Consider the following 23,596-nt stretch of genomic DNA (forward strand, 5'->3'; position numbering starts at 1 on the left):
CGATGGCCAACCCGACGCAGAATCCCACCATAGGGCAGCTCGCCGCGGATTTGGCCGCCGGCCGCACCACTTCCCGCCAGCTCACCGAAGAGGCGCTGGCGCGCATCGAGGATCCCAAGGGCGAAGGCAAGCGCGCCTTCGTCAAGGTCTGGAAGGCGCAGGCCCTTGCCGCCGCCGAGGCCAGCGACGTCCAGCGCAAGGCGGGCCTCGTTCTCTCGCCACTCGCCGGCATTCCCGTCTCGATCAAGAACCTGTGCGACGTCGCAGGCGAAACGACACTCGCGGGCTCGACGGCGCTCGACGATGCCAAGCCGGCTAAAGCAGACGCGCCCGTCGTGGCCCGACTGCGGGCTGCCGGCGCCGTGATTGTCGGCAGCACCAACATGAGCGAGTTCGCCTTCTCGGGCGTCGGCTTCAACCCGCACTATGGCACCCCCGGCAATCCTGCCGACCGCAAGCGCGTGCCGGGCGGCTCCTCTTCGGGCGCCGCGGTGTCGGTCGCTGACCGCATGGCTGTGGCCGCCCTGGGCACCGATACCGGCGGCTCCGTCCGCATCCCCGCCGCGGTCTGCGGCCTCACGGGATTCAAGCCGACGGCGCGGCGCGTGCCGATCGACGGCGTCGTGCCGCTTTCGACGTCACTCGATTCGATCGGACCGCTCGCCAACTCGGTCGAGGATTGCGCCATCGTCGATGCCGTGTTCGCCGGTGAGCCGATCTCGGTCCCGGCTGCAGCACCGCTTTCGGGCCTGCGGTTTGCCATTCCCAAGCACTTCGTGATGGACGAACTCGATCCCGTCGTCGTCGTGGCATTCGAGCGTGCCTGCAAGGCGCTCTCGGCCAAGGGCGTGAAGATCGAGCAGATCGATCTCGTCGAGCTGAACGAGCTGCCAGACACCAATGCCAAAGGCGGGTTCGCCGCTTCCGAAGCCTATGCCTGGCACAAAGACCTGATCGCCCGCCGGCACAACGACTACGACCAGCTCGTGGCGCCGCGCATCCTGCGCGGCAAGGACATGAGCGCGGCCGACTATATCGAGCTCCTGGGCAAGCGCGCCGACCTGCAGCGCCGCGTCTCGGCGATCACCGCGAACTACGACGCCGTGATCATGCCGACCTGCGCCATCGTGGCGCCGACCCTCGACGAGGTCTCGACGTCCGACGGCTTCACCAAGAAGAACATGCTGCTGCTGCGCAACACCACGGTCGGCAATTTCCTCGACCGTTGCGGCATCAGCTTGCCCTGCCATGCCGCCGGCGAACTGCCGGTCGGCTTCATGCTGATGGGCGAGGCGATGGCCGACAAACGCGTGCTGGCGATGGCGCGCAGCGTGGCGCCGGTCGTTTCAGCTCACTGATATCGCGGATCGTCGGGGCGCGGCATGCGCCAGACATTCTCGGTGGTGGTGTATTCGCTATAGCCAAGCCGGGCGACCGGCTTGAAGGCGAGCGTGTCGATGCGGCCATTCTTGATGATGCGGTCGTCGATATGGATGCCGACGACGCGCCCGAACACCACGACTGCCTGCTGTTTCTCGCGGCCCTCTTCGATGGGCATCTCGATCGTCTTCCAGTACTTGCACTCCAGCGCAATCGGCGATCCTTCCACCCGTGGCGGTTTGACGTAGCGCGACAGCGCGGGCGTCAGGCCGGCGAGCTTCATCTCGTCGACACCGTAATCGACCATCGAGGTCGTGATGTTCATCTGCTTGACGAGATCGGCGCTCACCATGTTGACGACGAACTCGCCGGTTTCCTCGGCATTGCGCCGGCTGTGCTTGGTCGGGTTGTCGCCGTAGGTGCCGGTGGTCGCGAAATAGACCATCGGCGGCGACGCCGACACCGCGTTGTAGAAGCTGTAGGGCGCCAGGTTGACGCGACCATGCCCGTCGACAGTCGAGATCCAGCCGATCGGACGCGGCACAATCAGCGCCGTTAGCGGATCTTGTTGCATGCCGTGGTCGCGGCGGGTCGCGTCGTAGAACATGTCACTGATACCGGGGATCGTCGGGACGGCGCATGCGCCAGACGTTCTCGGTCGTGGTGTATTCGCTGTAACCCAGGCGTGCGACCGGCTTGAAGGCCATGATGTCGACCCGACCATCCTTCAGGATGGAGTCGTCGATGTGCACGCCGACCACATGGCCCAGCACGATCGAGCCACGCTTTTCTTCGTGGCCCTTCTCGACCGGCAGTTCGATCGTCTTCCAGTACTTGCACTCCAGCGCCACCGGCGATTCTTTGACCCGCGGCGGCTTCACGAAGCGGCAGGGCTCGGGCGTCAGCCCGGCGAGCTTCATCTCGTCGACGCCGTAGGCCACCATCGCGGTGGTGATGTTCATCTTCTCGCTCAATGTGCCCGCCACCATGTTGACGACGAACTCGCCGGTCTCCTCGGCGTTCATGCGGCTGTGTTTGGTCGGGGTATCGCCGTAAGTGCCGGTGATGGCGAAATAGACCATCGGTGGGAACTCACCGACGCCGTTGTAGAAGCTGTAGGGGGCCAGGTTCACGCGGCCCTGCTTGTCGACCGTCGAGATCCAGCCGATCGGCCGCGGCACGATCACGGCCTTCAACGGGTCCTGCGGCAATCCATGATCGCGCTTGGCAGTATCGTAAAACATCGTTCCCCCTCACTCGTAACGCGCTGGTGGTGTCTGCACTGTCGGCGCCGCGGCATCAAGGAGCGCCTGCCGGCCGCCAGTCCGCGGCGGGTAGATGCGCTCGCGGTTGATCGTCTCCTTGGTGCGCTTGGCTGTCTGTCCACGCGACACGACCTTGCGGTTCCACCCTTCGGTATAGAGCGCACCCCAAGGACCGAGGTCGAGGATGGTCGTGTACCAATCGATCCGAAGCGGCAGCATCGGCTGGCCCAGCAGATCGCAGACCGCATTGTGGCCGGCAAAGCGGCCCATCGGCCGGCCGTGCTGGCAGGACATCACGCAGGAATGCGAGCCGTCGATCAGGAACGAAGCCACATCGCCTGCCGCGAACTCCGCCTCCAGGCCCTCGATCTTCAGGAACGAATCGACCGGCAGCCGACCCAGGCGATCGCGCGTGACGGGAAGAAGTGACGTCAGCGGATGAGCCCGCATGCCGGCGCACCAGACGACGGTCTCTGCTTCGATACGTTCACCCGTCGCCAAGGTCGCACCAGCGGCATCAACCGACGCCACCGAAACACCGCCGCGCCTTTCCACGCCGAGCGCAGCCAGCGCCTCTTCGATCACCGGCACGGCAGCCTCGCCCATGTCGGAACCAATGCGCGGCGCATGATCGGCGAGGATGACGCGCGGCGCCGCCACACCGGCCGCCCGCAGCTTGCCCGGCATCTCCGCGGCAGCCTCGATGCCGGTCAGGCCGCCGCCCACCACCAGCGCGGTCGACGAGGAGCGAGGCCCCAGGCCGGCAATATGCTCGTTGAGCCGCGTCGCGGCAGCGTAGGTATCGACGTCGAAACCATGCGCTGCCAATCCGGGCAGGTTCGGCCGCGCAAGCTGGCTGCCCAAGGCGAATACCAGCCGGTCGTAGCCGATGCTCCGCAACCCCTCGGCATCGTAGGTCACGGTCTTCGCGGCGACGTCGATGCCCGTCACTTTGCCTTCGAGGCGGCGCACGCCGACGGGCACCAGCACCTCGTCGAGGGCCACGCGCGTCTCTGAAAGGTCGGCCTCGTAGTTGCGCACGCGGATCGAATGCCAGGGCGTGTCGTTCAGCAGCACGATCTCGATCTGCCCGGCGCCGAAGACTTCGCGCGCTCGCGCGGCGGCAAGTGCGCTCCAGAGGCCGGCGAAACCGCCGCCGAGGACAAGGATGCGTCGGGCTGAGGTCACATCCCGTTGTGCGACGAGGCGTCCGGCTTGTCGAGCGACCCAGCGCAGCCCATCTTCGAGCCCATGTCAGTTACCATGAAGGCGCTGCTCGGCGTCTGGATCGCCGCCCTTGCCGCCGTCGCCGGCTGGATCGCCTGGGACGTTGTCAAAGGTAACGACCGGCAGACGATCGGCGGGCCCTTCACGCTCACCGACCAGGATGGCCGCACCGTCACCAGCGACAGCCTCAAGGGCAAGCCGACGCTGATCTACTTCGGCTTCACCTTCTGCCCCGATGTCTGCCCGACCTCGCTGCTGCTGATGGAAACCGCCGTCGAACAGTTGGGTCCGGACGCTGCGAAGAAGGTGAACCTGGTCTTCATCACCGTCGATCCGGAGCGCGACACGCCGGAGCTGCTCAAGGGCTATGTGCCCAACTTCGGGCCGACCTACATCGGCCTCACCGGCACCCCCCAGCAGGTCGCCGATGTGGCGCGTGCCTATCGCGTCTACTACCAGAAAGTCCCGGGCAAGGATGGCGGGCCCTACCTGATGGACCACTCCTCCATCGTCTACCTGCTCGACCGCAACGGCCGGTTCGTCACACATTTCACACACGACGCCAAAGCCGAGCAAATCGCCAATGCTGTGGGCCGTTTGATGTAAATTCGACTTAAGTCGTTGAATTTGCCCTAATTGTGCACTGCACTATTAAAGTGACAAGCCTTCGGCCAAGCGTACAATCCCGGCCGAATGCTCTATCAAGCGTATGAATTCCAGCGGCAGCTCGCGACGCCAGTCCGCCTTTGGGCGAACATGCTCGAGCAGGCCTATTCAAGCCCCTACAACCCGTGGGCTGATACCTGGTTCGGCAAGTCTGTCGCGGCCGGCGCCGAGATCGTGGCGCGCCTTACCCAGACCTATGCCAAGCCAGCCTTTGGGTTGAGCACGACGCAGGTCGGCGACGAAGTCGTCGCGGTCAATGAAGAGATCCTGCTGCGCAAGCCGTTCGGCCAGCTCCTGCATTTCCGTCGGGACACGACGCGGCGCGACCCCAAGGTTCTGGTCGTAGCGCCCATGAGCGGTCACTTCGCCACTCTGCTGCGCGGCACGGTCGAGGCGTTGCTGCCCGACCACGATGTGCACATCACCGACTGGATCGATGCACGCGAAGTGCCCCTGTCCCAGGGCAATTTCGACCTCAACGACTATATCGACTACGTCATCGAGTTCTGCCGCTACCTCGGGCCGGACGTGCACGTGATCGCTGTCTGCCAGCCTTCGGTGCCGGTGATGGCCGCAGCCTCGCTGATGGCCGAGGCGAAGGACCCGCGCCAGCCCAAGTCGATCACCCTGATGGGCGGCCCCATCGACACGCGCGAGAGCCCGACGGTCCCCAACGACCTCGCCATGCGCAACTCGATGATGTGGTTCCGCCAGAACGTCATCTCGACGGTGCCGCTCAACTATCCGGGTGCGCTGCGCCGGGTCTATCCGGGCTTTCTGCAGCTCACGAGCTTCATCAGCATGAACCTCGACCGGCATGTGAACGCCCACATGCGGCAGTTCGAGCATCTGATCAAAGGCGACGACGATTCATCGTCCAGTCACCGCGCCTTCTACGATGAATATCTCGCGGTGATGGATCTCACTGCCGAGTTCTACCTGCAGACCATCCAGGTCGTGTTCAAGGAGCATCAGCTCCCGCGCGGCACCTGGGTCAGCCGCGGCCGCAAGATCGATCCGTCGTTCATCGAGACGGCGTTGATGACGGTCGAAGGTGAACTCGACGACATCTCCGGTGTCGGTCAGACAAAGGCCGCACACACACTTACCCCCAACATTCCCGGCGCCCGCCACGTGCACTGGGAACAGCCGCGGGTCGGTCACTACGGCATCTTCAACGGTCGCAAATGGCGCGAGCAGATCATGCCGCGCGTGCGGGCGTTCATCCGCGAGAACGACGTCCGCTAGACGGGTTCGCCTCCAAAGGGGTCGTTACGCTTTCGCGAGCCCCGCCTTCACCAGCGTCGGCTTGACGTCGACATAGTACTTCTCGGCGAAAGCACGATAGCCGGCCGGATCACGATACCAGGGCTCCTGGATGAACTTGTCCAGAAGCGGCTGATGACCGGGGTCGGCCATCGCTTCTTTCATTGCATCGTGCAGGGCCTGGATGATCTGCGGCGGTAGATCCTTCGGGCCGACTAGGCCGTAGGGACTGACGGCCACGGCGTTGATGCCGCTTTCGATCAGGGTCGGCTTGTCGGGATAGAGGCCGAAGCGCTTCTCCGTCGCCATCGCCAGCACACGCACCTTTCCGCTTTCGACGAATGGCGCCCATGCCGCGCCGTCGGGCACGAACTGGATGTGGCCGCCCAGCAGCGCCGGCATCCATTCGGCGCCACCCTTGTAGGGAATATGGGTGAAGCGCGCGCCGGTTGCCTGCTCGGTTTCGAGCATCAGCAAGTGGCCCGTGCCGCCGATGCCGCTGGTGCCATAGTTAAGTTTCTCGGGTTCACGCTTGCCGGCCTCGATCAGCTCACCGATCGTCTTCCAGGGTGCGTCAGCGAGGACGACGACACCGAAGGTGAATTCGGACAGGCCGATGATGTAGGAAAAGTCACGCAGCGGATGCCAGTTCGCAGCCTGGTAGTGCGGATAGCGCAGGCTGTTGATGGTCATGCAGGCGATCGTGTAGCCGTCTGGCTTGGTGTTCACCATCTGCGCCGCCGCGAGCGTCGCGCCGGCACCCGCCTTCACATCGACGATGACCTGCTGGCCCCATTTGCGGCCGACCCTCTCGCCGAGAAAGCGAAGGTGCACGTCGCACACACCGCCGGCCGCCAGCGGATTGTAGATCGTGATCGGTTTGTCGGGCTTCCAGGATCCTTGGGCACGGACCAACGCCGGTGCAGCAAGCGCACCTCCCACCACGGACACCAGAACGCGACGGCGGTTCAAGCCTGTCATCGTCATCCTCCCTGTGCTTCCGATCTGCGTCGGATGAGCCCAGCATAACACGAGATTTGGTCTGGGAATGGGGCTAGCATCCCGGACGTGGCCGCCCCTGTTTCCATCTCCGACTGGAAAGCCGCCCCGTTCGACGTCAAGGGCGAGGCGGTGTTTGCCATTGGCGACGTCCATGGCTGCGCCGACGAGCTGGCGGGGTTGCTGGACGCGATTGCCGGGCTGGCGCGCGATGCGACAGGGAAACGGCGCCTGATCTATCTCGGCGACATGATCAATCGCGGGCCGGACAGCGTCCGCGTCCTCGATCTCTGGGCCCAGAACGAGGAGGCGCACGGCGTCGACCATATCGACCGGCTGATGGGCAATCACGAGATCATGATGATGCTCACGGTCATCGGTGGACCTCACGCCCACAAGGCCGAGACCATGTGGCTGTCCAAACGCATGGGCGGCCATATCCTGCTCGATCAAATGATCGCCAAGGCGGGCCATCCCGCGGCGCACGCCGACCAAGCGCTGCTCGCCGAGGTGCTGGGCGACTCGATCGTGCATCGCCTGCAGGGCATGCGATCCCACGTGCGACTGGGCAACACGCTGTTCGTCCATGGCGGCCTCGATCCGCACGCCGACCCGGACGAGTTCCTGACGCGGCCCTGGACCCTCTTCACCGAAGCGCGCTGGGCCTGGATCAACCACGGCTTCCTCGACTGGAAGAAGGGTTTCGGAGGCACCCTGGTGGTGCATGGCCACACCCCACCCGACAAGCACCGGGCGATCAGCGGCCTCGAGGATCCGCATCTGTTCGAGGGCGACCGGCTCGGTTTGGATGGCGGCAGCGCCCGCACCGGCATCGTGACGGCGGCGGAAATTCAGGATGGCCGTTATCGGCTTCTCAAGGCTGGCACGCCTTTCGAGAATCCCCTCCCCTCCCAGGGGTAAATTATTTGTGCCGAACTGTCGGCTGAGCCCTTATCTCTCCGTCCTAGGTAATAAGAGGGCCTTTTTCATGCTCTACGCCATCCTTTGCTACAATTCCGAGGACGCCGTCGGCTCCTGGTCCAAGGAGTATCACGCCCAGACCATGGAGCGGCTGCTCACGGTGCATGACAAGCTGGCCAAGCAGGGCCGGCTCGGCCCCGTCGCCCGACTGCTGCCCACCACGGCCGCCACCACCCTGCGCAAAGGCCGCGAAGAGATGGTGATCGACGGTCCCTTCGCCGAAACCAAGGAACAGCTCCTCGGCTTCTACATCGTCGACTGCGCCTCACTGGACTCTGCCATCGACGTCGCCAAGGATCTCGCCAAGGCCAATCCGGGTACCGGAAGCTATGAGATCCGGCCGGTGGCTGAGATCCATGAAAGCCATCTGCCCGCAGAAAAGAAGCCCGCGGCATGAGCGATCTCGGCTGGATCGATGCGGTTGTCTGCGCGGCGCGTCCCCAGGTCATGGGGGCCTTGCTGCGCTACTTCCGCGACCTCGATACGGCCGAGGAAGCTTTCCAGGAGGCCTGCCTGCGGGCGCTGAAGAACTGGCCGCAGAACGGCCCGCCGCGCGATGCCGCTGCCTGGCTGATCCTGGTCGGGCGCAATGCGGCGATGGACGATGTCCGCAAGCGCGCGAAGCAGACCGAGCTGCCCGACGAGGCCGAGCTTTCCGACCTCGATGACGCCGAAGCCTCGATGGCCGACCGGCTCGACGGCGATCACTACCGCGACGATATCCTGCGGCTGCTCTTCATCTGCTGCCATCCCGAGCTGCCGTCGACGCAGCAGATTGCGCTCGCCCTGCGTGTCGTCTGCGGCCTCTCTGTGACACAGATCGCGCGCGCCTTCCTCGTCAGCGAAGCGGCGATGGAGCAGCGCATCACACGCGCCAAGGCCCGTGTCGGGAACGCCAAGATGGCTTTCGAGACCCCCGGGGCGCCCGAACGCGCCGAACGGCTCGCGACCGTCGCGGCCATGGTCTACCTCACCTTCAACGAAGGCTATTCGGCGAACCAGGCCGAAGCCGAGGCGCGCGCCCCGCTGGCCGAAGAGGCGATCCGGCTGGTTCGGCTCCTGCTGCGGCTCTTTCCCACCGAGCCCGAGATCATGGGCCTGACGGCGCTGATGCAGTTGCAGCAGTCACGGGCGCAGGCACGCTTCGACAAGGACGGTAATATCGTCCTGCTCGAGGATCAGGATCGCACCCTGTGGAGCCAGGGCCGCATCGCCGAAGGCCTAGCACTGATCGACAAGGCGATGCGCCATCGCCAGCCCGGCCCCTACCAGATCCAGGCCGCGATTGCGGCACTCCACGCCCAGGCCAAGCGCCCGGAAGAGACCGATTGGAAACAGATCGACCTGCTCTACGCCAACCTGGAACGGCTCCAGCCCTCGCCCGTGGTGACGCTCAATCGCGCCGTCGCCGTCTCCAAGGTCAATGGCCCGCAAGCCGCGCTGGAGATGATCGAACCCCTGGGCTCCCGGCTGCAGGGCTACTTCTATTTCCATGGCGTCAAAGGGGCGTTGTTGCAGCAACTCGAACGCACCGGCGAAGCTCGCGAAGCCTTCGGCCGCGCCATCGCCCTGGCCAACACCCCGGCCGAGGCCGCCCATATCCGGCAACATCTCGACCGCCTGTCGTCATAGCGAACTTTTTCTGCTGGCGATGTCGGATCGCGCCGAAGTCATTCGTCCTCGGGATATGACAACAGCCAAGGAGACTGTCATGACCAACGCCCAACCGCCGGTTCTCGGCGGCCCCTGCCCTTATCTGTCAGTCGACGGTGCAGCGAAGGCTGCGGACTTCTACGTCAAGGCTCTCGGCGCCAAGGAAGTCATGCGCATGCCGCCCGACGACAAAGGGCGGTATCTGCACATTCATCTCGTAATCAACGGCGGCTCGCTGATGCTGGCCGATGCCTTCCCCGAACATGGCCATCCGCTGGAGAAGCCGGCGGGCTTCACCTTGCATCTCGCCGTCGACGACGTCGACGCCGCGTTCAATCACGCGGTCAAGGCCGGCGCCGAAGTCGTGCTGCCGGTGCAGGACATGTTCTGGGGTGATCGCTACGGCCAGTTCCGCGATCCGTTTGGCGTTCTGTGGTCGATGGGTGCGCCGATCAAGACGGCCTGAGATGATCTCCAAACGTGCACTCTGGTCGGGCCGCATCCTGAGCGGCCTTGCCATCGCGTTCCTGACAATGGACGGCATCATCAAGCTGGTGCCGATCCAACCGGTCACCGACAGCCTGAAGGACTTGGGTTATCCGACGAGCGACGGTTTCGCGCGTCTGCTGGGCGTGATCACGCTCGGTTGCACCGCGCTCTACGCCTGGCCGCGCACCGCTCTGCTGGGCGCCGTGGTCATGACCGGTCTGTTGGGCGGCGCCATGGCGAGCCATATCAGGCTCGACCATCCGCTGTTCACCCACACGCTGTTTGGGCTCTGGCTCGGACTGATCGTGTGGGGGGGATTGTGGTTGCGCGACGAGCGCGTGCGACGAGTGATGCCGTTTATGCAGTAACACCGCCGCGAATCGCATCGAGGAAGGCGGCGCCATAGCGTTCGAGCTTGGCGTCACCGACCCCGTGGATTTCGCGCATCGCACCGGGTGTCGTCGGGCGATGCGTCGCGAGTTCGACCAGAGTGCGGTCAGAGAAGACGACGTAGGACGGCACGTTTTGCGCACGCGCCAGCCGGGTCCGCAGCGCCTTCAGCGAATCGAGCAAGACCGTATCGCCATCTCCGACGACCGTCGCGGCGGCGGCGCGCCGATCACGGCGCGAGTTCTTGCCGGCAGCGCCCGATGTCAGGTCTTTGCGTAGCTCGATCTTCTGCTCGCCTTTCAGCACGCGCCAGCCTTCGTCGGTGACCCACCAGCGGCCATGCTCCATCAAATCTTGCGCGATCAGGCCGACTGCCGAGAGCTGGCGGAAGATCGAGCGCCATTCGGCGGGCTTGCGATCCTTGCCGACGCCGAAGGTCGGCAATTTCTCGTGATTGAACTTCTGGACATTGTCGGTGAGGTCGCCGGTCAGGATGGCGACCAGATGCTCCATGCCGAAACGCTCACCCGTCCGCACAACGGCCGACATTGCCTTCTGCGCATCGATGGTGCCGTCGAACAGCTCGACGCCTTCCATACAGAGATCGCAGTTGCCGCAAGTCTCCGACGGTTCGCCGAAATAGGCCAGCAAGGTCTGGCGGCGACAGCGCGGCGCCTCGGCCAGGGACAGCAGAGCGCCCAGCCGCTGGCGCTCGATGCGCTTGCGCTCGTCCGAGGACTCGCCCTGCTCGATCTGCAGCCGGCGCAGCTGCATGTCGCCCAGACCATAAAGCGTAAGTGTGTCTGCCGGCAGACCGTCGCGACCGGCGCGGCCGATCTCCTGGTAGTAGGCCTCGACATTGGCCGGCAGGTCGGCGTGGCAGACGAAACGCACGTCGGGTTTGTCGATGCCCATGCCGAAGGCCACGGTCGCGGTCATCACCACGCCATCGTCCTGCTGGAAGGCATCCTGGTTGGCATCCCGCACCGTCTTGTCGAGACCGGCATGGTAGGGCAACGCGCGCACGCCGGCCGCGGCCAGCGCAGTCGCCAGCTCCTCGACCTTGCGACGCGACGCGCAATAGACGATGCCGCTCTCGCCTTGATGGGTCTGCACGAAGGACAGGACCTGGCGCGTCGAACGCTCCTTGGGCTTGAAGGCGAGCTTGAGATTGGGTCGGTCGAAGCTTCGCACGAAGATGCGCGGCGACGGCGCAAACAGCTTCTCGACGATATCGCCGCGGGTCGGCGCGTCGGCCGTGGCGGTGAACGCCAGAGTCTGTAGCCGGCCACCGATCTGTCGCGCGAGATTGCCCAGGCTCAGATACTCAGGCCGGAAGTCGTGACCCCATTGCGAGACGCAATGTGCTTCGTCGATCGCCATCATCGAGACATGGGCCTCGGCCAGCATCTCGACCGTGTCGGGCCGCGCCAGCCGTTCGGGGGCAACGTAGAGCAGCCTGAGCTCGCGGTTGCGCAGCAGGCTCATCACGCGGGCGTTCTCGGCAGGCTCGTTGCTGGAGTTGAGACTGCCCGCCGCCACGCCTGCCGCCGTCAGCGCGCGGACCTGGTCGCGCATCAAGGCAATCAACGGTGAGATCACCAAGGTAAGACCCGGCCGTGCGATCGCCGGAAGCTGATAGCAGAGCGACTTGCCACTGCCTGTCGGCATGACGGCCAATACATTCTCACCCGCGAGCACGGCACGCACGATTTCCTCCTGGCCCGGACGAAACTCGTTGAAGCCAAAGACGGAATGCAGCAGCGCGCGTGCGTGTGAGAGGGGATCGTTCATTGTTGTTGGCGGCACTATTACGCCAACGCCCCGCTCCGTCATGTGGAAGAACGACGCGGCGGGGATGAGCAGCACTCACAGGGCGGTTTCTCTCACTCGCCGGTCTTGCCAAGGATCGACGGCGACTATTGAGTCTCGTCCTGATATTGCTCGCGCAAGTTTCGTTATGGGAGACCCGTCATGCTTCGTCTTACCGCCGGCCGCCTTCGTTCCAGCCTGGCCGCTGCCACACTCGTCGTGTCGGCAGCGATGGTCGCACCGACCGGGCCGGCCCTGGCGCTCGACTGTCCAGCCGCACAGCCGCTGGCGAAGCCCGGCATCCTCAAGGAGACGCCGGCCCAGATGGCCGCTGTCGGCAAGCAGCTCGCGAGCGGCGACATGTACAATGCGATCGCCTCGGCGACTGCCGACCTGCGCGTCCGCTATCCCGGTGTCGAAAGCGCCGAAGTGGTCAACTACCTGGTGACCGCCTACTGCCCCGCCGTGAACGCCAACACCAAACTCAGCGAGGCGCAGAAGCGCACGGCGGTCGATAGCTTCGCCAGCCAGGTCATGCGGCAGGTCTACTGATCCGACCGGATCGACCTTAAGGCAGGGCTAGTGCCGGGCGGCCTGGCCGCCGTCGAGGGTCATCACCACGCCGCTGATGTAGCTCGCGCGCTCGGACGCCAGGAACACCGCGAGATCGGCCACTTCATCAGGTTCGGCGGCGCGGCCGAACGGCATGTGTTTGGTGAGTTCGGGCCAGCGCTCGGGATCGCCCCACTTCTGCTCGGCCTGGCCGCGCAGCAGGGTCAGCATGCGGTCGGTGCGCGTGGCCGGCGGATTGATCGCCACGACCCGGACGCCATGGTCGACGCTGCGCGAACCCACGGCGCGCGTGAAGGCCATGAGGCCTGCGTTACCCATCGTGCCGGCGACGTAATCATAGTTGTAGCTCTCACCGGCGAGGCCGATGACGTTCACCACCACGCCTTTCTTGCGGGCATACATCTTCTCCAGCATGGCGCGGGTGGCGTTCACATAGCCAAACACCTTGAGCTCCCAGGCTTCGCGCCACTTGGGCTCGGTCATGCCGAAGATGTCGCCGCGCGGGATGGCGCCGGCATTGTTCACCAGAATGTCGGCGTGTCCTACGGCTTCGACGATGCTGCGCGCCGTATCGCCCTTGGAGAAATCGGCAGGATGAATCTCGACCGGCACATTGTGCCGGGCCCGGATCTTGTCGCGTGCTGCTTCCAGCGATTCTTTCGATCGCGAGGCGATGTGCACGGTGCAGCCTTCGGCAGCGAAGCCCATGGCGCAAGCAAAGCCGATGCCGCGGCTGCCGCCGGTGATCAGGACGGTTTTGCCGCCGAGCTTCATGTCCATGGGACTGCCTCTTAAAGCCGATAGGTCGAATCGATGTCGGCGCGGCCATCCCCGGTCTTCACGCGGCCGTCCTTCGCCATCTGCACGAGATGCGCCAGCATCGACCGACCGGCGGCCTTGTGCAGATGCACCGGCGTATCGGCATAGTTCTTGGCCACCATCTGGGGAATGGTCTGCGGCCCTTCCTTGAGTCGCGCCAGGATCTGCGCTTCGCGGCCCAGTCGATGCTCGATATAGGCCTGCACGAACGGATTGGGATCGCGGATTTCCGCCCCGTGCGTTGGAATGTAGAGCGTCTCGTTGCGTGGCAGGAGCTTGCGCAGGCTGGCGAAGTAGTCGGCCATGTTGCCGTCCGGCGGCGAGATCACGGCGGTCGACCAACCCATGACATGGTCGCCGGAAAGCAGCGCCTTGTCTTCCTTCACCGCGAAGCAGAGATGATTCGAGATGTGACCCGGGGTGTAGACGGCTTCGACGTTCCAGCCGTCGCCCTGGATCACATCACCGTCGTTCAGTTTGACGTCGGGCGCGAATGAAAGATCGCCGGCTTCCTCGGCGTGCTCGCCGGCCAGCGGCTTGGGATGCGGCCCGTAGCTGTAGACCTTGGCGCCCGTCGCCTTGGCGAGCGCCGGTGTCGCCGGCACATGGTCGATATGCGTGTGGGTGACCAGGATATGCGTCACCGTCTCGCCGCGGAGCGCGCGCAGCACGGCATCGATATGATCCTGCTGGTCGGGACCGGGATCGACGACGGCGACCTTGCCGTGACCGATGATGTAGGTGCCCGTGCCCTTGAAGGTGAATGGATTCGGATTGTTGGCGACGACGCGGCGGATCAGCGGCGTCACCTCCATGGCTGTGCCGTAGTCGAACTTAAAATCCTTGATGAAGGGAATGCCGGGCATCGCGTACTCGCTAAGGGCTGGGCGGTGTCAGTTTGTAGAGGGCATTGCGGATATCGGCGCTGACATAGACGGCGCCGGAGCGGCTCACCGCCACGCCCGTCGGCATCAGTGCCGGCGGTCCGCCGGGGAACGGCGCCAGGCCGATATCGAGATTGGAGGCGATCACGACCTTGTGGCCGTTGGCCGGATCGATGGCGACGACCCGCTTTTGGCCAACTTCGGCAACGTAGAGCTTGCCGTCCGGTCCGACATCGATGCCTTCCGGGCCGGCAAGATTGTCGGCCACCACCTTGCGGGCACCCGATGCCACATCGATCTGAGTCACGGCGCCGGCCGCGATTTCGGTGACGTAGATCAGCGTGCCGGCGCCCTGCGCCAGGGCCACCGGCCCACGCAGTTCCTTCACGACATTCGTGCGCGTCTTGCCGTCGGGACTCACCTTCACGAGATTGCCCGTGGCGAGTTCGGCCACGTAAATCGTGCCGTCGGCGGCCTCCAGCGCATCGACGGGTGCGGCAAACTCGGTGAACGTCGCCACCAGCTTGCCGGTCTTGCGATCGATCTTCTGCACGGTGTTGGAGAACCAGCTCGAAAGCAGCGTGTGCTTAGGCCCGACCGAGATGCCTGTCGGATAGGAATGCGTCTCGCCATGCACGCGCAGCACATCGGTCACCGCACCGGTCGTGCCGTCGACATTGCGATAGCTGAACACGTCGGCGACGTGCACCGTCTCCTTACCGCCTTCCGTCGTCACGGCGAGATCGGCCGGAATGGCGAGCTTGCCCTCGACGATGGTGCGCCACGACCCGGTCTGCTTGTCGACCATGTAGATGCCGTTGTCGGTCATCGAGGTGACGAACAACCGGCCACGCGAATCGAAGGCGAGATTGTCGAGACCGGGCTTCATCGATGCCACCAGCCTCTTCGCCTTGCTGGTCAGGCTGACACTCCAGATGCCGCCGGTACCCGTGTCGACGACATAGACGTTGTCGCGGTTCTGCGGATCGATGTTGGCCGCTGCCGGAATCTTAAAGCCGGAGGCGATGACCTCCGAGGCGCCGGTTTCCAGGTTCACCTTGACGATCTCGCCCTTGAACCAGATCGGCCCGTAGAGGAAGCCATCGTCCCTGTGAATCTCGAAACCGTTCAGGCCACCCATCTTCTCGGCGATGCGGCGCAGCTCGTTGCGGGCAAACGGCTTGAAGTCGGGCTTGTCGACGTTCTTGAGATCAACCTCGTAGAGCGCGTCACCCAGAAACACTTCGGTGACGAACAGGCGGCCGTCCTTGCCGAAGGCGAGCGAGTTCGGACCGCTCAAGCCCTGCGCAACTTCGATGGTCTTGCCGTTGGGCTTGCGGATATAGACCTTGCCCAGAAGGAAGGCCGTCCATGCCATCGTGCCGTCGTCGGCGAAAGCAATGTCGTCGGCCATGCCGGTCGGCGGATCGATGACGCGATCGACCTCACCGGAATCGACCTGCACGCGGTAGAGAGTCTGACCGACTACGGAGCCAGCGAAAAGCTGGTCATCCTTGTTGAAGGCGAGCCCATGCACGCCATGGAACCACGAGCCCGGCACCAGGAACTGCTGATTGTATTCCTTGGCTGCTGGGGCTGGCTGCGCCGACGGTGCAGCCTGCTGGGCCAGCGCCGATCCCGCCAGGCCAAACACCAGCGCCGCCGTCGTGACAATGCGGCCCAACTCCATCCCATTTCCTCCGACCGTCTTTATCGCGGCGCGAACTTTAGACCGGAGGACAGGTTTTGTAACGCCGAACCCTTCGGCTACCATTGGCACATCAAGGATGGCGCATTCTGCAGGAGGGAATCATGGCGGGGCCACTTTCAGGACTGACGATCGTCGAGCTGGCTGGCATCGGGCCGGGCCCGATGTGCTCGATGATGCTGGGTGACATGGGCGCCGACGTGATCCGTGTCGATCGCACCAAGGCGCACGTGATGGACCGCCTCGCCGATCCGAAGTTCGCGGTGCACAACAGGAGCCGTCGTTCGGTCTCGGTCGACCTGCAGAAGAAGGAAGGCATCGAGGTCGTGCTGCGCCTGATCGAGAAGGCTGACGGCCTCACGGAACCGTTCCGTCCCGGTGTCGCCGAGCGGCTCGGCCTCGGGCCGGATGTCTGCCTGAAGCGCAATCCGAAACTGGTCTATGGCCGCATGACGGGTTGGGGTCAGGAAGGCCCGCTCGCCAAGGCGGCCGGCCACGACATCAACTACATCGCCCTGACGGGTGCGCTGCATGCGATCGGTGGCAAGGACCGGCCGACGCCGCCGCTCAACTTGGTCGGCGATTTCGGCGGCGGCGGCATGCTGCTGGCCTTCGGCATGGTGTGCGGCCTGCTCGAAGCGCAACGTTCGGGTAAGGGTCAAGTCGTCGATGCCGCCATGGTCGATGGCGCCGCCCTTCTGCTGGGCGGCATTTATGGCATGGCCGGCGCCGGTCTCTGGAACGATGCTGAGCGCGAGACCAACATGCTCGATGGCGGCGCGCACTTCTACGGCACCTACGCGACCAAGGACGGCAAGCATGTCTGTATTGGCTCGATCGAGCCGCAGTTCTACGAACTGCTCCTCGAGAAGACCGGGCTGAAGGGCGAATCACTGCCCGCGCAGATGGATCGCAAGGCGTGGGGCCAGTTCAAGACCCGCCTCGAAGGCATCTTCAAGACCAAGACGCGCGATGAATGGTGCGCGATCATGGAAGGTACCGACATCTGCTTTGCACCGGTGCTGACCATGAAGGAAGCCCCGAGCCATGCGCACGCCAAGGCGCGCAACGCCTATGTCGACGTTCAGGGCTTCCAGCAGCCCGCGGCGGCGCCGCGCTTCTCGCGCACCAAGGAAGGTGTCCGTGGGCCGGCCGCCAAGCGCGGTCAGCACACCGACGAGATCCTGGGCGAGCGTGGCTTCTCGGCAAAGGAGATCGGCGAGCTGAAGGCCGCAGGCGTCGTCGGCGCGCAGGCATAACAAAGGCGCATGATCCGCGCCTTCGAACTCGCGGTCCGGCAGCTCAGCGATCCCAGGCTGCGCGGCATCATCTGGCAGTCACTGGCCTTGTCGCTGGTGCTGCAGGTGGGCATCGGTGTCCTGGCCTGGTGGGCGTTGCAGTCCTTCGCCACCTTCCAGTGGAGTTGGCTCAACGACGCCATCCGCTGGTTGGGCGGCGGCGCCGTGGTCGTGCTGGCGCTGATGCTCTTTCCCGCGAGCTTCGGCATCGTGATCTCGATCTTCATGGAGAAGATCGCCGACATCGTGGAGAGCGAGCACTATCCGAAGCTCGGGCCGGCGCGGGGCATTCCGGTCTGGACCGGCATCTGGTCGGGCATCCTGTTCCTGGTGACCCTGATCGTCCTGAACCTGCTGATGCTGCCCTTCTACCTGGTGGCACTGTTCGTGGCCGGGCTGGGCGCCGTCCTGTTCTATGGAGTCAACGGCTGGCTGGCTGGTCGTGAATACTATGAGCAGGTGGCGCTGCGCCGCCGCGACCCGGCCGAGGTTCGCGCCTGGCGCAAGGCCAACGGCGGCACGCTCTGGCTGACCGGCGCGGCCATCGTTTTCCTGGGCACCATCCCGATCCTGAACCTGATCGTACCGGTCCTCGGCGTCGCGGCGATGGTTCATATCGCGCAAATGCTGAAGCCACCCTTTAATCCACCGGCAGGCCCGCGCTAAAGTGCGAGCATGAAATGGACGACGGGGGCACTGGCATCAATCCTCTTGTTAGGGGGATGCCAGACAGGCAATCAGCAATATTCGCTTTCCGGCGGCGAGAAGGGTGTTTTCAACTCGCGCAATGCCGGTTCGCCAATTTCTCAGGACCGCCTCAAGGGCCTCGATGAAGCGCAGCTGACGGCGCTTCTCGGCGCCCCGCAGCTCGACCGCAAGGACGGGCCGGCGCGCGTGCTGCGTTACCAATCGGATGGCTGCACCTTGTTCGTGTCGATGTACCAGCGCGACGGCCAGCCCTGGCGCGCCGAGTTCGCCGATGCCTACGACACGCAGCTACGCCCGTTGGCGCCGCCCGACCAGTGTGCAGGCTCCATCGCCGCACAGAGGCGGCGCACGGCCTGATCAAGGTTGGGCTGGGAACACCGCGTCGAAAAAGTCAGGTAGTTCCACCTGCAAGCGGGCGAGCAGCGCCCGGCGGTCGAATCCAGGCGGATCGGCGCGCGCATCGCCGTCCGGCGTGGGGATCGGGACACTGGGTGGGTCCAGGAAAGCGAAGTGCCCGGCATTGCGGACCTGATGAGATTTTGCTCGCGGCGTGTTGAGGGCAATCCAGTCTGCGTGAAAGCGCGGAACCAGCCAGCGATCCAGCTCAGCTGCGTAGATCAAGGCTGGGATCTTGATCTCCGCCAGCGATGACGCCGTGAAGGCTGCGCCAAACGGTGCCAGGGCGACGACGGCGCGAACCCTCTTGTCGGTGGTCGGTGCAATCGATTGCACGGCTTGCGGCGGTTGGGCCGGCTGTCGCCTCATGCCGCAGAAGATCGGGTCGGCGGCGGCATTGTCCCGGCAATGCTCGGCGATGCGCAGCAGATCGGCCTGACCGCCCGCCAGGGCGATCACCGTGTAACCGCCGGCCGAATGCCCGATTGCACCGATGCGCGGCCCCTGCGCATCCGCCGCGATTCGGTCCTTCCATGCGGGATCGCCCAGCAGGGCATCGATCACTCGCGAGACTTGCGCGGGCCTTTCGATGAAATAGCGTTCTGGGGGTTTCGACCACAACGAACGATCCTGCCAGTTGTCACCCGGATGCCGGAGCGCCGCGACCAGATAACCTCGCTTTGCGAGCGCTTCCGCCAGGCTGCTGTGCCCGAGTTCGGACCCGCCCGTTCCGTGGCTCACGACGATGAGGCCTCTGAATTTCTCGTTCGGCGACGCCTGGATCGCGACATTGAGAGTGAATGGACCCATCGCGATCGCACGCGGCGTTGCCTGCGTCGGGTAATACAGCGCAACCGGAATGACTTCGGCATTCGATGGCGAAACTGGAACCGTGAATTGCCGCCAGCCGGCCTCATCGGCCATCGCCGCGCCTGAAGGCAATGACAGGCCAATGATCGCCATCAAGCCCAACAGGAAAGACGAGAGCGAAAGGCTGAATGGCATACGCACAGAGAATCCCATGAAAGCCCCCTGATCTGGATCTCAGTTCGCACAACGCGCTTGAAACACTTGATCGGCTGCCAAAGCCTCGCGGCGCGCGCGCACCAGGACGGCCGCCAGCCAGCCCAGACCCACGCCCGCGATGGCGCCGCCCACGCCTGCAGACAGGGCGACCCAGAGCGGGTCGCCGCGCAGGACTGGCCAGATGCCAGCCGACGCACCGAGTGCATAGCGCACGAAGAATACCGACAGGCCGAAGACGAGGCTGAACCAGCCGCCGGCGAGTTCGATGCGACCGTCGGGCAACCGGCGAGCCGGTCGGCGGCGGCCAAGGCCGTAACCTGGCAGCAGGGCAAGCAGCAGCACCGCCATCCAGCAGCCGAAGGCCACCATCGGCTTCTGCGAGGCGACAAGACCGGTCAAGGAGACGATCAGACCAATCAGCGGCAGGAGTGCAACACGCCACACGGGCACAGTCCGCGGCCTCAGCCCCTGCCAGCCTAGCCAGAGAAGGGCCAACAGCAGCGGCCACACCCAGGGCGGCGTATGGACGATCATCTGCCAGACGAACAACATAGAGGCTCCTCAAGGCTGCAATGACATCGGCGGCCATCAAGATCGGCGGGAGACCGCCGGCTCTCCATAATCCTTGCGTAAGTGGGCTGGTTTTTTCGTGAACCGGCAGCGATCATCATTTGGCGATGCGTGAAATCACCGGCTGGAGACTGCTGCTCTTACACGTGCCGTGGGTGCTCGGGTTCGCCATCGTCATGGCCGTCATCGGCCCCTTCGGCAGCTACCTGTCGATGGGGTTTCCCGTCCGGCTGTTCTTCTTCACGTCGACGGCGCTTGTCTTCTGGCTGCAGGTCCTGCTGTACGCACGCCTGCTGCGCACTTTCGAGCCGACCAGCCAGTGGCCGGTCGCGGCCCGCATGGCGGTCGCCGGCCTCGTAGCCTCGGTGCCCGGCACTGCCGCGATCATGATCCTGGTCGGCTGGCTGGTCCGGCCGATTCCACTCTCCTTCGTGCCCGAGATCCTCGCCGAGAACGCGTTCCTGGCCATGGTCGTCTCGGTTCTGGTCGGGCTTTTCATCGAGCGGCGCCGGCACGCCGACGCCGACAGCGAGCGGGCCCGTCTCGCGGCGACTCCTACGGCGCCCACGGAGGCTGCTCCGGCGACCGTTGCGCCCGCTGCGCCAGACTTCTTCCGCCGTGTGCCGCCAGCCCTCGGCCGCGACCTGCTGGCGCTGGAGATGGAGGATCATTACCTCCGCATCCACACGGCACTCGGCAGCGACCTCATTCTGTTGAGGCTGCGGGACGCCTTGGCCGAGCTGGGGCCGGCGCATGGCCGCCAGGTCCATCGTTCCTGGTGGGTGGCCGAAGGCGCCGTCACCTCGGTCGAGCGTGATGCGGGGCGACCCGTTCTTGTCCTGCGCAACGGCCTGCGCGTGCCCGTGAGCAAGACCTATCGCGAACAGGTGAAGGAAGCGGGCTGGCTGGCGGCCGCTTCCTAAGCGGCGGCAGCTCCTTACTTGCCGCCGCGATCCTCGCGCCACAGGTCGAGCTTCTCCTGCACCGGACGATCGGAGAAGGAGAAGAGCACCGCGTCGCTGTCGACACTATGCTCGACCTTCGCCCAGCTCGGCACCACGAAGTGATCGCGCTTCTTCCAGCGCATCACCATGTCGCCGATCCGGCTTTCGCCTTCACCCTCGACCACAGAGAAGACCGTGCCGTCGGTGCTGCGATAGGGCGCGCTGGCGAAGCCCTTGGGCAGGAGCTGCATGAAGGTGCCCATAGTGGCGATCGGAGCGCCGCCGCTCGCCGGATTGACGTAGCGCAGCTTGTAACCGTGGCAGGCGTCGGGCGGACCGGCCTTGGCGAGCCCGTCCAGCGCCTCGCGCGTGCGGGCATAGGGATAGTTGAAGATCGGCGATGTCTGACGGGCGGGCTTCCAGTCAACCGGCAGCAGACCGCTGGCGAACTTCGCATCCGACGTACCGGCAGGCGCGGTGACAGCCTGCTCGTCTTCCGCGCCATTCTCGGCAAAGCCTGCGTTGAACATCGCGACCATCGGGATGTCGAGGCCGTCGAGCCAGACCATCGGCTTCGACGAATCGTTGCCGTGATCGTGCCAGGTCCAGGTCGGCGTGATGACGAAGTCGCCTTCGTGCATGATCGTGCGCTCGCCATCGACGGCGGTGTAGGCACCCTCGCCTTCGACGATGAAGCGCAGCGCCGACTGGGTATGGCGGTGCGACGGCGCCACTTCACCCGGCAGGATGAGCTGCAGGCCGGCATAGAGCGTCGGAGTGATGCAGGCGCTGCCCGGCATCGCCGGATTTTCCAGGATCAGCACGCGCCGCACCGCCTCCTTGGCGGTGATCAGCGCGCCCGACTCCATCAGGAAGGGGCGGACCTTGTCGTAGTCCCAATGCGCGGCCTGATATTTCGGCGCGGGCTGCGGCGGCACGAGCTGGTGCAGCGACTCCCAGAGCGGCGCCATCGAAAGTCCGCCAATGCGCTCGTAGAAGTCGCGACGCGCGTTGTTACGGGTGGCCGGTGCAGACACGGGGTTATTCCGCCGCCCGCAGCAGCGATCCGGCACGCTCTACCATGCGCGTACGACAAGCCGCGGCAAAAGCGTCGAACAGTTTCATGGAGATCGGATTCTCCAGCGCCTTGTATTCGGGGTGCCACTGCAGCGCGAGGGCGAAGGCCTGCGCATCGGGGATGCTCAGCGCCTCGACCTGTCCGTCCTCGCAACAGATCGCCTCGATCTTCGCACGTGGCGACAGCATATCGACGCCCTGGCCATGCAGCGAGTTCACCTTCACCCGGCGCTCGCCCAGCAGTCGGTGCAACATGCCGCCTTCGACGATGTCGATATCGTGCGCCGGCGCATAGTTCACATCCATGTCGGGTGACTTTGGCGAACGATGGTCCCGGCGGCCGTCGACCTCGTGCACATGCTGGTGCAACGAACCGCCCAAGGCCACATTCACTTCCTGGAGGCCGCGGCAGATCGCAAACAGCGGTACACCGCGGGCGATCGTGTGGCGGATCAGCGGGAGAGTGGTGGCGTCGCGCGCCGCGTCGTGCAGCGTGCCGTCACGGCTTTCCTTGCCATAGTGGTGCGGCTCGACATTCGACGGACTGCCGGTCAACAGCACGCCGTCGAGAGCATCGAGCAGCCGGTCCAAGGCCGGTAGCAAGCCGGTCGTGTCATCGAACTCCGGGCCGATGGCCGGGATCAACACCGGCAGGGCGCCGACGGCGCGAATCGCTGCCTGGACGTATTTTTCGCCGACCGTATGGTGCCAGCCGCCGCGGCCATTTTCCTTGAGGCAGGCGGAAATTCCGACCAAGGGTCGCAAAGTCGGGGGACGCGAAGACGAGCGGTTCATAGTTAGCCGGGACGTGCAAATATCGGGAAAAATATCATCGCTTCTACTAGGGTTCTTGGCAATTGCTCGCCCTCTGATCCTGCCCGCATCTTGTGCAGTGCAGCCCTGCATGGTACCGCCGCGCCGCAGCAAATATTGGAAAGAGCGCCCATGACGACCACCCCTCCTCCGTCGAACCCGACTGCCGGCCAGCCGCAGCAGGGTCCTGCCGCGCCGCTCACCATGCACGGCCAGTACATCAAGGATTTCAGCTTCGAGAATCCGCGCGCGCCGCAGAGCCTGATCGAGCAGACACAGCCGCAGCTCACGCTGAACGTGCAGGTCGCCAACCGGCAGTTCGACACCAAGACCTTCGAGGTGTCGCTGACCATCGAGGCCTCGGCGCATACGCCGGAGAAAGAGCCGCTGTTCATGCTCGAGCTGGTCTATGCCGGCACGGTGACCCTCGGTGACCTGCCGCAGGATGCCTATGGTCCGATGCTCTACATCGAAACGCCGCGGCTGCTCTTCCCCTTCGCTCGCGCCATCGTGGCCAACACCACGCGCGAGGCTGGCTTCCCGCCGCTCAACATCGCTCCGGTCGATTTCGTGGCACTCTACCGCCAGCAGCTCGAAGCCAATGGCGGCCAGATCCCGGGCCTCGCGGCCGGGCCGGTCGGCCACGCCTGAT

Annotated in this window: 26 protein-coding genes; 14 read left to right on the forward strand and 12 right to left on the reverse strand. The window is 64.8% G+C overall.

Translation table 11 applies throughout. From position 1 onward, the window contains the following. Window positions 1-2: 2 nt before the first annotated feature. Window positions 3-1,358 carry an amidase gene (locus tag EPO50_RS29500; protein ID WP_296350316.1) on the forward strand — a complete coding sequence of 452 codons (1,356 nt, stop codon included), beginning with the start codon at window positions 3-5 and terminating at the stop codon, window positions 1,356-1,358. Here the strand turns inward: EPO50_RS29500 and EPO50_RS29505 are convergent. From EPO50_RS29505 to EPO50_RS29515, 3 genes are read right to left on the reverse strand one after another with little or no spacing between them, the layout of a single operon-like run. After that, complete coding sequence (locus EPO50_RS29505; RefSeq protein WP_296350318.1) at window positions 1,352-1,987, reverse strand: flavin reductase family protein; 636 nt, start codon at window positions 1,985-1,987, stop codon at window positions 1,352-1,354. The two genes, EPO50_RS29500 and EPO50_RS29505, sit on opposite strands and share 7 nt — an antisense overlap. Window position 1,988: 1 nt before the next feature. Further along, entirely contained in the window at window positions 1,989-2,624 is a 636-nt protein-coding gene (locus tag EPO50_RS29510; RefSeq protein WP_020698973.1) for a flavin reductase family protein, read from the reverse strand. Between the two features lie 9 nt (window positions 2,625-2,633). Further along, window positions 2,634-3,833 carry an FAD-dependent oxidoreductase gene (locus EPO50_RS29515; RefSeq protein ID WP_296350327.1) on the reverse strand — a complete coding sequence of 400 codons (1,200 nt, stop codon included), beginning with the start codon at window positions 3,831-3,833 and terminating at the stop codon, window positions 2,634-2,636. Window positions 3,834-3,896: 63 nt separating this feature from the next. Between EPO50_RS29515 and EPO50_RS29520 the strand changes: the two genes are divergently transcribed. Both EPO50_RS29520 and EPO50_RS29525 read left to right on the forward strand, forming a co-directional pair. Continuing rightward, window positions 3,897-4,478: an SCO family protein gene (locus EPO50_RS29520; RefSeq protein ID WP_296350329.1), complete on the forward strand. Its 582-nt coding sequence runs from the start codon at window positions 3,897-3,899 to the stop codon at window positions 4,476-4,478. A gap of 87 nt (window positions 4,479-4,565) precedes the next feature. Continuing rightward, on the forward strand, window positions 4,566-5,786 hold the full coding sequence (locus tag EPO50_RS29525) for a polyhydroxyalkanoate depolymerase (protein WP_296350331.1): 1,221 nt from the start codon (window positions 4,566-4,568) through the stop codon (window positions 5,784-5,786). 24 nt (window positions 5,787-5,810) lie between these two features. Here EPO50_RS29525 and EPO50_RS29530 read toward each other — a convergent pair whose 3' ends face one another. Beyond that, a complete protein-coding gene (locus EPO50_RS29530) occupies window positions 5,811-6,785 on the reverse strand; it encodes a tripartite tricarboxylate transporter substrate binding protein (RefSeq protein ID WP_296350333.1) in 975 nt (324 codons plus the stop codon). An 87-nt stretch (window positions 6,786-6,872) separates the two neighbouring features. On the opposite strand from EPO50_RS29530, the gene EPO50_RS29535 reads away from it, so the two are divergent. The 5 genes from EPO50_RS29535 (at window position 6,873) to EPO50_RS29555 (ending at window position 10,294) form a co-directional block, all read left to right on the forward strand. Further along, window positions 6,873-7,724, forward strand: a complete 852-nt coding sequence (locus EPO50_RS29535; protein WP_296350335.1) for a metallophosphoesterase — start codon at window positions 6,873-6,875, stop codon at window positions 7,722-7,724. Between the two features lie 67 nt (window positions 7,725-7,791). After that, complete coding sequence (locus tag EPO50_RS29540) at window positions 7,792-8,181, forward strand: YciI family protein (protein ID WP_296350337.1); 390 nt, start codon at window positions 7,792-7,794, stop codon at window positions 8,179-8,181. Continuing rightward, window positions 8,178-9,416, forward strand: coding sequence for an RNA polymerase sigma factor (locus EPO50_RS29545; RefSeq protein WP_296350338.1), 1,239 nt, complete (start codon window positions 8,178-8,180; stop codon window positions 9,414-9,416). The genes EPO50_RS29540 and EPO50_RS29545 overlap by 4 nt, the downstream gene beginning before the upstream one ends. A 55-nt stretch (window positions 9,417-9,471) precedes the next feature. Next, entirely contained in the window at window positions 9,472-9,903 is a 432-nt protein-coding gene (locus EPO50_RS29550) for a VOC family protein (protein ID WP_296350341.1), read from the forward strand. A gap of 1 nt (window position 9,904) precedes the next feature. After that, a complete protein-coding gene (locus EPO50_RS29555; RefSeq protein ID WP_296350343.1) occupies window positions 9,905-10,294 on the forward strand; it encodes a DoxX family protein in 390 nt (129 codons plus the stop codon). Here the strand turns inward: EPO50_RS29555 and recQ are convergent. Further along, window positions 10,284-12,110, reverse strand: coding sequence for a DNA helicase RecQ (recQ, locus tag EPO50_RS29560; RefSeq protein ID WP_296350345.1), 1,827 nt, complete (start codon window positions 12,108-12,110; stop codon window positions 10,284-10,286). The two genes, EPO50_RS29555 and recQ, sit on opposite strands and share 11 nt — an antisense overlap. 180 nt (window positions 12,111-12,290) lie before the next feature. Between recQ and EPO50_RS29565 the strand changes: the two genes are divergently transcribed. Next, the gene (locus tag EPO50_RS29565) at window positions 12,291-12,680 is read left to right on the forward strand and encodes a hypothetical protein (RefSeq protein WP_296350347.1); all 390 of its coding nucleotides are present in this window, start codon (window positions 12,291-12,293) and stop codon (window positions 12,678-12,680) included. A 27-nt stretch (window positions 12,681-12,707) separates the two neighbouring features. Here the strand turns inward: EPO50_RS29565 and EPO50_RS29570 are convergent, their stop codons facing one another. From EPO50_RS29570 to EPO50_RS29580, 3 genes are read right to left on the reverse strand one after another with little or no spacing between them, the layout of a single operon-like run. Further along, a complete protein-coding gene (locus tag EPO50_RS29570; RefSeq protein WP_296350350.1) occupies window positions 12,708-13,481 on the reverse strand; it encodes an SDR family oxidoreductase in 774 nt (257 codons plus the stop codon). Window positions 13,482-13,492: 11 nt separating this feature from the next. Further along, window positions 13,493-14,386, reverse strand: coding sequence for an MBL fold metallo-hydrolase (locus tag EPO50_RS29575; protein WP_296350352.1), 894 nt, complete (start codon window positions 14,384-14,386; stop codon window positions 13,493-13,495). A 10-nt stretch (window positions 14,387-14,396) separates the two neighbouring features. Beyond that, the gene (locus EPO50_RS29580) at window positions 14,397-16,094 is read right to left on the reverse strand and encodes a PQQ-binding-like beta-propeller repeat protein (RefSeq protein ID WP_296350354.1); all 1,698 of its coding nucleotides are present in this window, start codon (window positions 16,092-16,094) and stop codon (window positions 14,397-14,399) included. 122 nt (window positions 16,095-16,216) lie between these two features. On the opposite strand from EPO50_RS29580, the gene EPO50_RS29585 reads away from it, so the two are divergent. From EPO50_RS29585 to EPO50_RS29595, 3 genes are read left to right on the forward strand one after another with little or no spacing between them, the layout of a single operon-like run. Beyond that, window positions 16,217-17,371 (forward strand): CaiB/BaiF CoA-transferase family protein, encoded by a 1,155-nt coding sequence (locus tag EPO50_RS29585; protein ID WP_296350356.1) that lies wholly within the window; start codon window positions 16,217-16,219, stop codon window positions 17,369-17,371. Window positions 17,372-17,380: 9 nt separating this feature from the next. Beyond that, window positions 17,381-18,076, forward strand: a complete 696-nt coding sequence (locus EPO50_RS29590) for an EI24 domain-containing protein (protein WP_296350357.1) — start codon at window positions 17,381-17,383, stop codon at window positions 18,074-18,076. A 9-nt stretch (window positions 18,077-18,085) separates the two neighbouring features. Beyond that, entirely contained in the window at window positions 18,086-18,475 is a 390-nt protein-coding gene (locus EPO50_RS29595) for a hypothetical protein (protein ID WP_296350359.1), read from the forward strand. On the opposite strand, the gene EPO50_RS29600 is transcribed toward EPO50_RS29595, so the two are convergent. Both EPO50_RS29600 and EPO50_RS29605 read right to left on the reverse strand, forming a co-directional pair. Continuing rightward, window positions 18,476-19,477: an alpha/beta fold hydrolase gene (locus tag EPO50_RS29600; RefSeq protein ID WP_296350361.1), complete on the reverse strand. Its 1,002-nt coding sequence runs from the start codon at window positions 19,475-19,477 to the stop codon at window positions 18,476-18,478. It abuts the gene before it with no gap. A gap of 81 nt (window positions 19,478-19,558) precedes the next feature. Continuing rightward, entirely contained in the window at window positions 19,559-20,092 is a 534-nt protein-coding gene (locus EPO50_RS29605) for a DUF6622 family protein (RefSeq protein WP_296350364.1), read from the reverse strand. 125 nt (window positions 20,093-20,217) lie between these two features. Here EPO50_RS29605 and EPO50_RS29610 point away from each other — a divergent pair, with 125 nt between their 5' ends. Beyond that, the gene (locus EPO50_RS29610; protein WP_296350365.1) at window positions 20,218-21,033 is read left to right on the forward strand and encodes a LytTR family DNA-binding domain-containing protein; all 816 of its coding nucleotides are present in this window, start codon (window positions 20,218-20,220) and stop codon (window positions 21,031-21,033) included. Window positions 21,034-21,047: 14 nt separating this feature from the next. Here the strand turns inward: EPO50_RS29610 and gtdA are convergent, their stop codons facing one another. After that, window positions 21,048-22,091, reverse strand: coding sequence for a gentisate 1,2-dioxygenase (gene gtdA, locus EPO50_RS29615; RefSeq protein WP_296350367.1), 1,044 nt, complete (start codon window positions 22,089-22,091; stop codon window positions 21,048-21,050). A 4-nt stretch (window positions 22,092-22,095) separates the two neighbouring features. Beyond that, window positions 22,096-22,887: a gamma-glutamyl-gamma-aminobutyrate hydrolase family protein gene (locus EPO50_RS29620; protein WP_296350369.1), complete on the reverse strand. Its 792-nt coding sequence runs from the start codon at window positions 22,885-22,887 to the stop codon at window positions 22,096-22,098. Between the two features lie 189 nt (window positions 22,888-23,076). On the opposite strand from EPO50_RS29620, the gene secB reads away from it, so the two are divergent. After that, complete coding sequence (secB, locus tag EPO50_RS29625; RefSeq protein ID WP_296350372.1) at window positions 23,077-23,595, forward strand: protein-export chaperone SecB; 519 nt, start codon at window positions 23,077-23,079, stop codon at window positions 23,593-23,595. The last annotated feature ends 1 nt before the right edge of the window (window position 23,596 follow it).

This window comes from Reyranella sp., assembly GCF_004297405.1.
Taxonomy (GTDB): domain Bacteria; phylum Pseudomonadota; class Alphaproteobacteria; order Reyranellales; family Reyranellaceae; genus Reyranella.